General features: G+C 60.4%; 11 protein-coding genes. 5 read left to right on the forward strand and 6 right to left on the reverse strand.

Annotation, left to right across the window (positions count from 1 at the left end):
- Nucleotides 1–152: 152 nt before the first annotated feature.
- Nucleotides 153–995 carry a DUF4382 domain-containing protein gene (locus tag HSW_RS01485; protein WP_044000540.1) on the reverse strand — a complete coding sequence of 281 codons (843 nt, stop codon included), beginning with the start codon at nt 993–995 and terminating at the stop codon, nt 153–155.
- A 113-nt stretch (nt 996–1,108) separates the two neighbouring features.
- Nucleotides 1,109–4,198, reverse strand: a complete 3,090-nt coding sequence (locus tag HSW_RS01490) for an AsmA family protein (RefSeq protein WP_052345993.1) — start codon at nt 4,196–4,198, stop codon at nt 1,109–1,111.
- A 263-nt stretch (nt 4,199–4,461) separates the two neighbouring features.
- On the opposite strand from HSW_RS01490, the gene HSW_RS01495 reads away from it, so the two are divergent.
- Both HSW_RS01495 and HSW_RS01500 read left to right on the forward strand, forming a co-directional pair.
- Nucleotides 4,462–5,514 (forward strand): PorP/SprF family type IX secretion system membrane protein, encoded by a 1,053-nt coding sequence (locus HSW_RS01495; protein ID WP_052345994.1) that lies wholly within the window; start codon nt 4,462–4,464, stop codon nt 5,512–5,514.
- A gap of 68 nt (nt 5,515–5,582) precedes the next feature.
- On the forward strand, nt 5,583–6,851 hold the full coding sequence (locus HSW_RS01500) for an SUMF1/EgtB/PvdO family nonheme iron enzyme (RefSeq protein ID WP_044000541.1): 1,269 nt from the start codon (nt 5,583–5,585) through the stop codon (nt 6,849–6,851).
- Between the two features lie 208 nt (nt 6,852–7,059).
- Here the strand turns inward: HSW_RS01500 and HSW_RS01505 are convergent, their stop codons facing one another.
- The gene (locus HSW_RS01505; protein WP_044000542.1) at nt 7,060–7,764 is read right to left on the reverse strand and encodes a ComF family protein; all 705 of its coding nucleotides are present in this window, start codon (nt 7,762–7,764) and stop codon (nt 7,060–7,062) included.
- Nucleotides 7,765–7,900: 136 nt separating this feature from the next.
- On the opposite strand from HSW_RS01505, the gene HSW_RS01510 reads away from it, so the two are divergent.
- Genes HSW_RS01510 through HSW_RS01520 form a run of 3 tightly spaced genes read left to right on the forward strand, consistent with a single transcriptional unit; the run spans nt 7,901 to nt 9,408 of the window.
- Nucleotides 7,901–8,278, forward strand: coding sequence for a carboxymuconolactone decarboxylase family protein (locus tag HSW_RS01510; protein WP_044000543.1), 378 nt, complete (start codon nt 7,901–7,903; stop codon nt 8,276–8,278).
- Entirely contained in the window at nt 8,278–8,637 is a 360-nt protein-coding gene (locus tag HSW_RS01515; protein WP_044000544.1) for a hypothetical protein, read from the forward strand. Before HSW_RS01510 ends, HSW_RS01515 begins: the two co-directional genes overlap by 1 nt.
- A complete protein-coding gene (locus tag HSW_RS01520; protein ID WP_044000545.1) occupies nt 8,638–9,408 on the forward strand; it encodes an exodeoxyribonuclease III in 771 nt (256 codons plus the stop codon).
- 92 nt (nt 9,409–9,500) lie between these two features.
- Here the strand turns inward: HSW_RS01520 and HSW_RS01525 are convergent, their stop codons facing one another.
- From HSW_RS01525 to thrC, 3 genes are all read right to left on the reverse strand, one after another.
- Nucleotides 9,501–10,781, reverse strand: coding sequence for a protoporphyrinogen/coproporphyrinogen oxidase (locus HSW_RS01525; RefSeq protein WP_044000546.1), 1,281 nt, complete (start codon nt 10,779–10,781; stop codon nt 9,501–9,503).
- 45 nt (nt 10,782–10,826) lie between these two features.
- Nucleotides 10,827–11,504, reverse strand: a complete 678-nt coding sequence (locus HSW_RS01530; protein WP_044000547.1) for a Tll0287-like domain-containing protein — start codon at nt 11,502–11,504, stop codon at nt 10,827–10,829.
- Nucleotides 11,505–11,672: 168 nt separating this feature from the next.
- Nucleotides 11,673–12,965 carry a threonine synthase gene (gene thrC / locus HSW_RS01535; protein ID WP_044000548.1) on the reverse strand — a complete coding sequence of 431 codons (1,293 nt, stop codon included), beginning with the start codon at nt 12,963–12,965 and terminating at the stop codon, nt 11,673–11,675.
- Nucleotides 12,966–12,969: the final 4 nt, after the last annotated feature.

Here is a 12,969-nt window from a genome sequence, read left to right on the forward strand (position 1 = left end):
GCGCGGAGTGGAAAGGCAGTGAGAAGTTCTATGGTGTGCTTACTGGCGGAATAGAGCCATAAAAAAGGCCCGCATTACCGAATGGTAGTGCGGACCTTTTTTATGATGCTTTTCAGTGTGGCCGGAAAAGTTCTATGGCCTTCAATGCCTTACTAATTCAACGATACTTGGCCCAGATCAGTGCTTTGGTCGTTGACCACGTTTACGTTAGGCAATACCTTGCTCTTGTACGCAGGTTGGCCAACTGGTGCAACAGTAGTCGGGTAGAGCTCGACGCGGTAAGTGCCGGAGGGCAAGGCGTAGAGTTGAAACGCGCCGGACGCATCAGCGGTAGTGCTGAACGTGTCGGGTAAGGTGATGGAAGAACGGATAGCCAACACCTGCGGCAGGGCCGCTGCCGGTGTTATTGTCCCGCGCAGACCACCTTTAATATCTTGGGCAACCACCCGCACTACAGGCTTGAGCAGATACCGTTCCTTCTTATCGTTGTTGGGGTTCCAGTTGCCGCGCTCTACGATGGACTTCGCTACGTCGAAATCCAGCAGGAGCTGGTAGGTTTCCCGGTTGCGGAGCGTGGCTTTGTCCAGCTTGAGCTTCACCCCGGAGGTCTGGCCGCTGGGCGTTTTCAGATCATAGCGCTGACCGTCCCGGCCGATGACGTAGCTGTTGGGGCCGAGCAACAGGCGAATTTCTTTCAGGTCGCCGGCGGCGAAATCGGTATTAACTAGCAAGGCCGACCGACCGTTAACGTATTCCATCACGTTGATGGCTTGGGCCTGGAACGGGAGCGTCTGCCACCCGTCGGGGTTGCCCTCATCCAAGGTGTGTACTTCAATTTGACGCACATCCAGTACCACGGACTGGAAGTCGCCGGGGGCATCCATCAAGCGCACCTCAAGTTTGGCATTGCCAGCCGAGTTATTGTCGTTGCTACAGGCGGCCAGCCATAGGGGGGCCGATAAGAGCGCGTATGCGAAGGGGCGAAAAACAGTCATGGGAAGAACGGTTTGGACAAAAAAGAACAGCTGATACCTGTACGAGGTATCAGCTGCCTGGGTGTAGCAAGAAGCTGGCCAGGTAAAGCCGCTTCAACGCGTAGGCTAAAATTCTATTGTCCCGTTCCGGTGCTATCGGTTTGGGTAGGCGCCTTGGGTTCTTCGGTGGGAGAAGGATCAGGCTTGGGAGCTTCGGCGGGTTTGGGGGCCGGCTTGGGTTTGCCGAAAAGGATGTTGTTGAGGCCCTGCTTGGCTTTGTCCTGCAACTTAGCTTGGGCTTCGAGGCGCTTCTTTTCCAGCTCCTGCTGTGCCTTGAGCGTGAACTCCTGCTGCTTGCGCTGCAACTCGCGCTGAAGACTGTCCTGAGCGACTTTGGCGCGGGCTTGTAGTTGCAGCTTCGCGTCATCTACCTTGGCTTGCACGATATTCTGGACGAGGTCTTTGGCTTGGGCTTTCACGCTACCAGTGGTGAGCTTCACCACCGGGTTTTTCATAGTGCCGCCGATATTAAGGCCCAGCGTCACACGGTCAGTGCCTTTGAGGTTCTGCACGCCGGTCAGCTGGGTGAGCTTGCTGTTGAGCTGGTTGCCAACCTGGCCGGTGGGCACGTTGAGGGCGGTTACGTATTCTAGGTTGCCGTTCACATTGCTGGAACCACCCACTGTCATTTTGATCTGGCCCACAGTGAAGTCGAAGGGCTTTACGATGAAGTTGCCATTGAGAATTTCGGCAGCCACATCCTTGTTCTCCACTACCAGTCGCTTTAACTCCTGGAATTGGGTCAGGTTACTGATCTGGTTGAGCGCAGTGGAGTTGCCTACAGCGGCTCTTATTACTTCAAACAGGCCCTTGCCGGTGAGGGTGCTGTACACGGGCATCATATCGGGGCCCATTTCCCCGCTCACGTTAAAGTTAGTGGAGAAGATGCCATCTACTTGCGAGGCCAGCGGCACCAGCGTCTTGATGGAGTTGAAGGCCTTGAAGGCGTTCTGGAAGTTGAGATTTTTGATGTTGAGCCCGAAGTTGAATTTCGGGTGCGCCAGGTTTTTGCTGCTGTAGCTGCCGTTGGTGGCAAACGCGCCGCCGAGGGTGTTAAAGGTCAGGTTGGAGAGGGTGGCCGTCTCGTCGCGAACGGTGACGGTGCCCTTCACGTTATCCAGCTTCAGGTTGTCGTACACCACTTGGCCCACGGTGGAGTTCAGGGCCAGATCCACAAACTTGGGAATCTGCAGAACGCCCTGGGCGGTGGCGGGGGCAGTGCCGCCGATAGCAGTGGTCTGGCCACTCACTTCATCCACCATCCACTCGTTTACATTGAAGCGGGAGCTGTTCACGGTGAGGGCGCCGCGCAGCGGCTGGCCGGGCGTGAACAGGTAGCCCATGTAGTTGGACAGGGTGCCGGAGGCCGCAATATCCGACGAACCCACCGAGCCGGTCATGTTCCGGAGGGCAATCTGGTTATTGTTGAAGGTGGCCGTGGCCTGGGTCACTTTCATACCCTGGGGCAGGTCGGTGCTCTTGTAAGTGACGTTGCGGGCATTCACCGTGCCCGAGGCTACTACTGATTGGTAGCGGCCAGCTTCGATGTCGGCCATGTTGCCTTTGGCCGCCACGTTGCCGTTGAGGCGGCCCGTTACGGTCATGCCCTGCAGCGGGAAGATGCGGGTGAGCTTGGTCAGGTCCACGGTGCCGTGCACGTCGGTATCGAAGGCAAGCTTATCCACGCCCTGAGTGGCCACGCGGCCTTCCAGCGGCTCGCCGTCCAGCAGCATCCGGAACTGCGGAATGCTCACGCGGGTGTCGTTGAGTTGGCCGGTGGGATTCGTGACGGTGCCGTTGAGGGTTAGGTTTTCAATGGATGCCGGGAACTGCTTGCTCTTGACGTAGCCATTGGTCAGATTCAAACGGGCCTGCACCACGGGCATCTGGGTTTTCGAGTACACGCCCTTGGCCGTAGCATCCACGAACAGCTTGCCGCGCAGCAGCAGGTCCTGCACGGGGTACACCTTTATCATTTCGGCCAGGTCCACGTTGGCCTTCACGCGGCCGTCCACCTTCATCGGCTCCAGCCCGTCGATGGCCACGTTGCCGTCGATGGGGTTGGTGCCCAAGTCTAAGTGAAACTGCTTCACGTTTACCTTCACGTTGTTGGTGAAGCCCGAGGGGTTATCCACCACCATGTCTACGTTGATGTTGCGGGCCTGCTGGGGCAACTGTGGGTATTTGAAGCTGCCATTCTTCACCTGCAGGTTCACGCCGTAGCCGGGCATCTTCACCGCGTTCTGTACACCCTTGAAATAACCATCAAAGGCCACCTTACCGCTGGCGTTCAGGTCCTTGAACTGCGCGTTGTAGGCCCCGGGCACCAGGCTCAGCAGGGTTTTGAAGTCGGTTTCGAGGGCCTTGAAGGTGAGGTCATAGGTGATGTCGGTGTCATTGGGCAGCCCGATGGTGCCCTGGAAGGTGGCTGGAAAGTCGTTCAGCTTCACCTTGTTGTCCTTGAACGTGAACAGCATCTTGTCCAGGTTCATGGCCAGGGTCACATCGGCGTCGAGGCGCTTGTTGGTCACGTACTCGGTGCCGTCGTACTGCATCGAGAAGCTTTCGGCCGTGGTCTGGCTGACCATATCGAAGATGTTCTGCTCGAAGTCGCCGGAACCCGAGTGGTTCACTCCCCGCAGCTGCATGCCGAAGGGAATGCTCAGGTCCTCGTAGCGCAGGCGGCCGTTATTAATATGCCAGCCCTGAATGGCCAGGCTCACGGCCGTAGTATCCTGCCCCTTGGCCGCCGCCGCCGAGTCCGACACGTACACGTCCCAGTTGGCCCGGCCGCTTTTCAACACCTTAATATGCAGGTCGGGCTGCTCCAGCGTGATGTTCTTGATTTTAATCTGGCTGCCGCGCACCACGCTCATCAGGTCCAGGCCCACCCGCACCTCGGGCAGGTAGGCCAGCGTATCGCGGGCAAAGGAATCCTGGCCAATCACGCGGAGTTGGTTCAGGCGCAAAGCCAAGTCGGGGAAGGTGCTGAGCAGGGTCACGTCCACATTAGCCGGGTCGTACTCCACCTTGGCCCGCACCCGCTGGGCCAGTTGCTGGTCTAAAGCAGCCTTAATCTTATCCTTGAACAGTACCGGGGCCAGGGCCAGGGCCGCTACTAGCAGAACCAGGAAAATCAGCAATCCGACAAAGAATTTGCGCATAGTGGTAGGAGGAAGGGAGAAGCAGAAACCGGCGTAACGGCGGAAAAAGGTGGCAGTCAGCTGGGTAAGGCAGTTGGCAAAAGTAAAACGAAACCAGCCGGAAGCCCGGCCGGAAGAGTAAAAAACCGGGCCAGAAGTTGCTATAAACGCACCGGCTAGTGGGCTTGGTGCCGAAAATCAGGAAAGAAAATGCCACTTTACACGCGTAGCAGTGGACCAACGCGTACCAAAGCTTCCGGTTCGCACGTTATGGTAGCAGCATTATGAGAGGTTTACGTCAGGTCCAGCATGCTCAGCGCCTGCGCTTCCGGAAACGGGGGCTGCTGCTGGCCGTTTGCGTAACGGGCGTAACCGGTGCGCATGCCCAGGACCTTTATTTTGCCCAGCCCTACGCCAACCGAATGCAGCTGAACCCGGCCTACGCCGGCCTGCTCGACGATTACAGCGTGACGCTCAGCTACCGCAACCAGTTTCCCACACTGGCCGGCACCTTTCAAACCAGCCAGTTGGCCGCCGACTACCGTTTCCGGGACCAGCGCAGCGCCGCCGGCCTGCTGGTGAACTACGACCGGACGGGCGGCGTGGGGTACACGCGCTTCCAGGCGGGCGGTGTGTATGCCTACCACCTGCGGCTGAACGAACAGTTGAGCCTGAGCGGCGGGGCCTCGGTGAGCTACGGCCTGCAACGCGTGAGCTACGGCAATCTGGTATTTGGCGACCAGTTGGGAGATGACGGGGTGGAGCGCGAATTCAGTCTGGAGGTAGCCGATTACCAGCCGGTGCATTACGTGACGGGCAGCGTAGGCGGGCTGCTGTATGGGGAGCGGTTCTGGCTGGGCGTTGCGGCCCACCACCTAAACCAACCGGATCTGGCTTTCGTCACGCAAACCACGCTGCCGCTGCGCCTTAACCTGCAGGGAGGATATAAACTGTACTTTGCCCGGACAACTGAAAAGCAACAGGATCGGGAAATCAGCCTAGCGCCAACGGCCGGCTACACCCGGCAGGGCGGCACCCAACGGGCGGAAGCCGGGTTGTACTTTACGACGACCCCGCTCACGCTCGGGGCCGTGTACCGGGGCCTGCCGCTACCCGGCGCAACGCGGCCGCAGCAGATCCTAACGGCTATTGCCGGGGTAAGCGTGGGCAGCTTTCGGCTAGGCTACAGCTACGACATGAGCCTCAGCCGGTTCAGCAACGATTTGGGTGGGACCCACGAAATTTCGCTGGCCCTACGAGAGTTCGATTCGCTGGAAGCGGCCTGGCGTCGGCTAAAACGCCGTAATTACCCGATAATTCCTTGCCCAGCCTTCTAAATTTTTGTATTATTGCAGCCGACTTGCCTTGTCTAAACGCTTTTCTAACAGGTAGTTTCAACTTGATCATGAATTTTTCCAAGTACCTGCGCTTTGCTGTAGTGGGAGCCTGCGCCCTGGCCGCCTGTAAAGGTGGTCCGCCCACGGCTACCAAACCCGGTAAGTACAGCTCCACGACGGGCATTGAGTACAATACCGAGGAAGGTATGAAGGTGTCTGACTACCAAGGCATCCCGGATGGCCCCGGTCTGGTGTTTATCGAAGGTGGCCGCACCGTGCTGGGGTCTGCCGAAGAGGACATTGCCATGACCCACGACAACATGGAGCGCACCGTCACGCTGGCTTCCTTCTATATGGATGAAGCCGAGGTGGCCAACATCCACTGGCTGGAGTACCTGCACTACGTGCGCAAGGACTCGTCGGAAGAATTCTACCAGTCGGCTTTGCCCGACACCACCGTGTGGGCCCGTGAGCTGTCGTTCAACGACCCCTACGTGGATTACTACCTGCGCTACCCCGGCTTCCGCTACTTCCCCGTGGTGGGCGTGAGCTGGTTGCAGGCCAACGACTATTGCACCTGGCGTACGGCTAAGGTAAACGAGCGTCTGGCCGGCGAGAGCGGCGGCGGTGACGACAGCGGCAGCAGCAGCGGCGGCGGACTGTTCGGCAGAAAGAAGAAGAAAGGCGACAGCGGCGACGCGGCAGAAGGCACGTCAGAAGACGGTGGCGGCACCAAGATTGCCATCGAGAACGGCAACACCTTGCCCAACTACCGCCTGCCTACCGAGGCAGAGTGGGAGTATGCAGCCCAAGCTCTCATCGGGACCCAGGAAACCGGCAACGAAAACCAGGAGAACAAGCGCATCTACCCGTGGGATGGTCGTCAGGTGCGGAACCCGTACGGCAAAGGCATGGGCCAGTTCCTGGCTAACTTCAAGCGTGGCCGTGGTGACTACGCCGGTATTGCTGGCTCGCTCAACGACGGCGCCATGATTACGGAGTACATCTACAACTACCCGCCTAACGACTACGGCCTGTACAACATGTCGGGCAACGTGAACGAGTGGGTGCAGGATATCTACCGCCCGCTCTCGTACGAAGACGTGGAAGATCTGAACCCCTTCCGTCGGAACGGCTTCCTTGACCCCACCGAGAAGTACGACAAGAAAGGCTACCAGTCGCTCATCGATGACCACGTACGCGTGTACAAAGGCGGTTCATGGCGCGATGTAGCCTACTGGCTCTCGCCCGGTACGCGTCGTTTCATGGCCGAAGACTCGGCTACCGCTACCATCGGTTTCCGTTGCGCCATGATCAACGCCGGCTCGAACAAATAAGCATCACGGATTCGTTCTTAATGCAGACAGCCCACTCAATCGAGTGGGCTGTTTTCGTTTTATGGCTTCCGTGGTAAAGACAAACCTGACAATATTTCGAAATGGCTGGCCGGCCAGCGTTATCCTAAAATTGGTGTAGGACGATATTAGTCGCCCCTGGTCAGTAGAACGAATCCGTGTAATCCGGAAAATCCGGCTACATCCGTGATTAGCGGTCGGCGGTGGCGATGGTGGCGATGCTGACTTCGCGGGCTCCGGCGGCGAGGAGCACGGCACAGCAGGCTTCGAGTGTGGCACCGGTGGTCAGTACGTCATCAACCACCAGAACACGCTGGCCGTGTACTAGATTCGGCTCGGCCACTTCGAATACGGTTTCCACGTTTTCCCAGCGTTCCATGCGGTTTTTGCGGGTCTGGGACTTAGTGTTCATAACGCGGTGCAGGGCGGCGGCGTGCCAGGGCAGCTGCAGGCCCTGCGCCAGGCCCTCAGCGAAGCTGTCGGCTTGGTTGTAGCCGCGCTGGGCCAGCTTGCGGGCGTGCAGCGGCACCGGCACAATGAGGTCAAAAGCAGCCTGCAGTCCGGCTTCCGTGAGCTCCTGCCCGTACCAGCGGCCCAGCACGCGGCCTACGTCCTGCTGGCCCTGGTACTTGAGTTGGTGGAGCAGGTGCTGCACCCGGCCGTGCTTTTGAAAGCGCAGGTAACTGAGCGTATGCTGTACGGGCAGCTTGCCCCAGAAACGGCGGGCCAGCGGGTTCTGGTCAGGGGGGAGGCGGTGATAGTCGGCATAGGGCAGCTGGGCGCGGCAGCCGGTGCAGAGGTGGTCTTCGCCCCGAGCCAACGGGTCGTGGCAGGCCAGACACACGCGTGGGAAAATGAGCCCGACGAAATCGGAGAGGATAGCGGGTAACGGCATCAGCAAAGAACGGATAGCGGGCGAATAGCGGGCACGGCGCGGGCCGTGGGAAACTTCTCCCTAATTTTAGGGTTTAAAGCCGACTTTCAAAAGCGCCCGTCCGGGTGCTGCTCACGCTTCAACTACGCCCATTTATATGAGCCTCGTTTCTGAATTCAACGATTACCGCCAGCGGATGAATGAAAAAATCCTGGCGGCCGATAACAAGGTCATCAAGCGGTTCTTCAACCTCGACACCAATACCTACCAGGAGGGGGCCCTCGACGTGAAAACCAAGGAGATTGTAGGCCTGGCCTGCTCCATGGTGCTGCGCTGCGACGACTGCATCAAGTATCACTTGGGCAAATGCTTTGAGGAAAAGCTCACCGACGAGGAAGTATACGAGGTGTTTGCCATTGCCAACCTCATCGGGGGCAGCATTGTGATTCCGCACTTCCGCCGGGCCGTGGAGTATTGGGAGGCCCTGAAGGAGGAGGCCGTAACGCCTGCCCCCGAGCATTCGCACGACGCGTAATGCTGGACCCGCAGGAAACCGAAGCCCAGTTTGAGCAGCGCTGGTGGGAATTGATGAACGAGTTGCGCGTCCGCTTCGGCAAAAAGCCCGACATCAACGCGCTACTGCTGCTTATTGGGGTGCAGGAGCTGGGGCAGGGAGCCGGGCCGTTCACCAAAGAGCAGAAGCAGGACCTGATGCATATTGCTACCTGTCGGTTGTTCAGCATTTCGGGATACTATGAGCTGGAACGGGTAGACGAGGAGGGTTGGCCCCACTACCGCCTGCTGCAGCAACTGCCCTTCAGCAATCTGAAGGAGCAGGAGCGGATGCTGAAATGGCACATGCTGGAATACTTCGACGAACAGGAACAGCTGTAAGTGAACATCATCTCCTATAACCTCAACGGGCTACGCTCAGCCCTCAGCAAAGGCCTGGCCGAATGGGTGCAGCAAACGCGGCCCGATGTGCTTTGCGTACAGGAAATCAAGGCCGGTCGGGAGGTGCTCGATGTGTCAGCACTGACGGAACTGGGCTACCACGCCTACCTGTATCCAGCCCAGAAGCCGGGGTATAGCGGTGTGGCCATCTTCTCGCTGGAAAAGCCTCAGGCCGTGACCGAAGGCTGCGGCCAGGGCTGCTACGACGACGAGGGGCGGGTGCTGCGCTTGGATTTCGAGCATTGCTCGGTACTGAATACCTACATGCCTTCCGGCACCAGTGGGCCGGAGCGGCAGGCGTTTAAGGTGGAGTGGCTGCGCTTTTTCCGGCGCTACGTGCAGGAGCTGCAGGCGGCCGGTGTGCCGCCGCTGGTTATTGCCGGGGATTTCAACTGCTGCCAAGCAGAAATTGACATTCGCAACGCCAAGACCAACCAGAATAGCCCCGGCTTCACCCCCGAGGAGCGGCAGTGGTTCAAGGACTTCCTGGCTGACGGCTTTACCGACTCGTTCCGTCACCACCACGGCCCTGTGCCCGACCGGTACTCGTGGTGGACGTACCGGGGTGGGGCTCGGGCCCGTAATGTAGGTTGGCGGCTGGATCATCTGCTGGTAGATAATGCCTTAGTGCCGCACATTCGCCACGCCGATTTACTGCACGACGTCGTGCATTCAGACCACTGCCCGGCTCAGCTGGAGCTACAGTTCTAGAGCACGCCGACAACAGAATTCCGTACCCAGAAAGAAGAACGCCATTCCGATTCTAACTCGGAATGGCGTTCTTCTTTCTGGGTACGGGCCGGTTAACTGGCCAAGAGCATTTCGGCTACTTCGCGGCCGGAAGCCAGGGCGGCGTTGAGAGAAGGGTAGGCGGCGTAGTCGCCGCAGCGGTAAAGGTGGTCCTGAATTTTGAGCGACTGGCGTACCGACTGTCCGGCCGGGTATTCAGGCAGGGCGTATGGAATGTCGTAGGTGCGCAGGTGTTGCCACTGGGCCGCCTCGGGGCCGAACCAGTCGGTTAGCTCCTGACGGAGCCGGGCGGTAAGGTCGGCTTCGGAGAGGCCATGCTCGCCGTGGGTGCTCACCGAAACAAGCCGATGGCCGGCCGGAGCATAGGCCGAGGCTACATCCGAGGGGAAAGCCACATTGTGGGCCAAGGCCGTGGAGGAGGCGTTGAGCCGCAGCAGCTTGTCGGCGCGGCCTTTGGCGGCGGGGGCGGCAAAGTACGTGCAGGTGGTGCGCCGCCAGGCCCGCGGTGGCGTGGACACCGGCGGCTCGGGCAGCAGGTGGGCAGCGGCTTCGCCATCCACGGCCAACACTACGGTAGATGCCCGGAGCGTTTCGCCGCTCTGAAGCTGGACGCTGGTGCCTTCCAGGGTCGCTACGGGCGTGTTCAGCCGCACGGTGCCGGTGGGCAGGCGGGCGGCCAGCTGCTCAGGAATCTGCTGCATGCCCAGGGCCGGCACTACGGCCTCGCCCTCCACAAACTGCTTGAACACGAACTCAAAGAAATTGGCCGCCGTGCTTAGGCCGCGGTCCAGGAATACGCCCCCAAAAAATGGCCGGAAGAAGTTTTGAATCATCTGCTCGCTCCAGCCATATTGGCGTAGGAAGGTAAGCGTGTCCACCTCGTTGGTGGAGTTGCGGCTCAGCAGCTGCTGGCTGGTAAACCGCCGCACGTGCTGCACCATGCTCACGATGCGCAGCTTATCGGGCAAAGAGCCAATGCGCGAGGTAAGGGCTGAAAAAGCCGCAGCGGGCTGCTGCAAGGGGTTCTGCAGGGTGGTTTGCTTGCCATCGGGAAGTCGGATGACGGCCCCGGAGCGGAAGGCCTTCAGGTGGAGCGCCCCGTAGTCGATGAGGCGCTCCACTTCGGGGTAGCGGGTAAGCAGTACCTGAAAGCCCCGGTCGAGGCGGAAGCCTTCGGGCGTCACATCGGTGCGCACACGCCCACCCACGGCGTCGGCGGCTTCCAGCACCAGCACGGGTCGGCCGGCGCGGTGCAGGTAGTTGGCGCAGGAAAGGCCCGCCATACCCGCACCGATGATAATAATGGGAAGTTGTGTAGAGTTGGCTGAAGTCATAGGTAGCGCAAACTGAAAAGCGACTTCGAAGGTTGGCTCGGGCAGCTAAAATAGTGGCTTACGTTTCTTCATCACCTTACGGGTTTTCATCGTCCAGTGCTCGGCCACGCCGGAACGTTGCAGGCTCACGCGCCATACGCCCATCGGCTGGCCTAGCTGGTAACCGGTGGCCTGGTCCTGGGGGTATTGCTTTTTGATCAGGGCATAATCGGCGACCGGAATATCCTGGCCTACTGTTCCGTGGCAGCGCAGACAGAGCTTATCCTGCAGCACCAAAGGGCGCTGGTACGTAAATAGCTCGTTACCGGGGCGGGACACGTGGCGGGTGGTGTCGGCGGGATTTTGCTCGGCGGCCGTGAGGGAAGCCTGGTGAGCCGGGTTGCGCGAGCGGTTGCTTACTCTGCTGAGGGAAGCCTGCAATACCTTCGCCAGCGAGTCGGTAGCGGGTAGGGTTTCGGGGCGGCAGTAGGGCAGGGCGGCGGCCACGCCGCCTTCCTGCAGCTTCTGGGCCAGCACTGTGCGCAGCTCCCGCTCGGCCGTGCGCGTGAGCGAGTCGCCGGCCCAGCGGGTGGCCCGTAGCAGGTCTTTGGGCATGATGCGCTTGACTTCCCAGTTTGCCGCCTCCACGGCCAGCTCCTTGGTGTTGCTGAGGTGTTCTACTTGGTCGGGCCGGCAGGCCGCCAGCAGGGGCAGAAGCAGGAGGGAGCGGAAGAGTGGGCGCATGGGTGGGAGGTATGGAGTGGAGAAATCACCTGTCATCCTGAGCAGAGCGAAGGATCTTGTCACGTTTGGTTTGCTTTCAAACAGTGCATTGCAGCGTGATAAGGTCCTTCGCTCTGCTCAGAATGACAGGGCGGGTAATGACCAGTAGCGTAACAGCCAACAACGCATTTACTCCCACAAATATGCCCGCAAGGCTTCGTATTCCGGCTCCAGTAAGGTACTTTGCTTGGGTCGGCTCATAAGGTCGACTAGTTCGGCGGGAAGGGGCACCGGCTGGCCGGTGGCGGCTTCCACGGCCTCAGGGAATTTCACCGGGTGGGCGGTTTCGAGGAACAGGCCGCGCTGGGCCGGGTGGTGGCGCAGATAATCTTCCAGCGCAAAGTAAGCCACGGCCCCGTGCGGGTCGAGTACGTAGCCGGTTTCTTGGGACACCCGGGCAATGGTGGCCGTGGTGTCGGCGTCCGACACGGTGTAGCCGCTCAGCAGCTTGCGCAGCACCGGGTACTGGTGCCCGAACAGCTCCAGCATGCGGCCGAAGTTGCTCGGGTCGCCCACGTCCATGGCGTTGGAGAGGGTGGCCACGGCCGGCTGGGCGGCATAGTGGCCCGACTGCAGGTAGCGGGGCACGGTGTTGTTCTGGTTGCAGGCCGCCACGAAGTGGGTCACCGGCAGCCCCGAGGCGTAGGCCAGCAGCCCGGCGCATAGGTTGCCGAAGTTGCCGCTGGGCACGGCCACCACCGGTGGCTGCGCGTGGGGCCACTGGGCCAGCGCCGCCACGTAGTAGACCTGCTGGGGCAGCCAGCGGGCCACGTTGATGGAGTTGGCCGAGGTAAGCTGCCGCCGCTGGCGCAACGCGTCGTCGCGGAAGGCCTGCTTCACCAGCCGCTGGCAGTCGTCGAAGTTACCGCGTACCTCCAGGGCCCGGATGTTCTGGCCCAGGGCCGTGAGCTGCTGCTCCTGCACCGGACTCACCCGGCCCTGCGGATACAGAATCACCACCTCCACGCCCGGCACTCCCAGAAACCCGCTGGCCACGGCCCCGCCGGTGTCGCCGGAGGTAGCCACCAGCACCGTAACGGGCCGGGTTTCGTGGCGGGAGAAGTAGCCCAGGCAGCGGCTCATGAACCGCGCCCCCACGTCCTTGAACGCCAGCGTGGGCCCGTGAAACAGCTCCAGCGCGCTGATGCGGTCCGTTACGGGCACCACGGGCAGCGGGAAATCCACAGTTTCGGCGCAGATGCGGGCCAGCTCCGGCTCCGCAATGGCGCTGCCCACGTAGGGTCGCAGCACAGTCAGGGCCAGCTCGGCCGGCGTCAGGTGGGGCAGCCGGGTCAGGAACTCGGCCGGGAAGCGCGGAATGGTTTCGGGGAAGTACAGGCCCCCGTCAGGGGCCTGCCCCGCCACGGCCGCCGTCCGAAAATCAACGGGCTCCGATTGGCGGTTGAGGCTATAGTAGTGCATGGCG

The sequence above is a fragment of the Hymenobacter swuensis DY53 genome (genome assembly GCF_000576555.1).
GTDB classification, from domain to species: domain Bacteria; phylum Bacteroidota; class Bacteroidia; order Cytophagales; family Hymenobacteraceae; genus Hymenobacter; species Hymenobacter swuensis.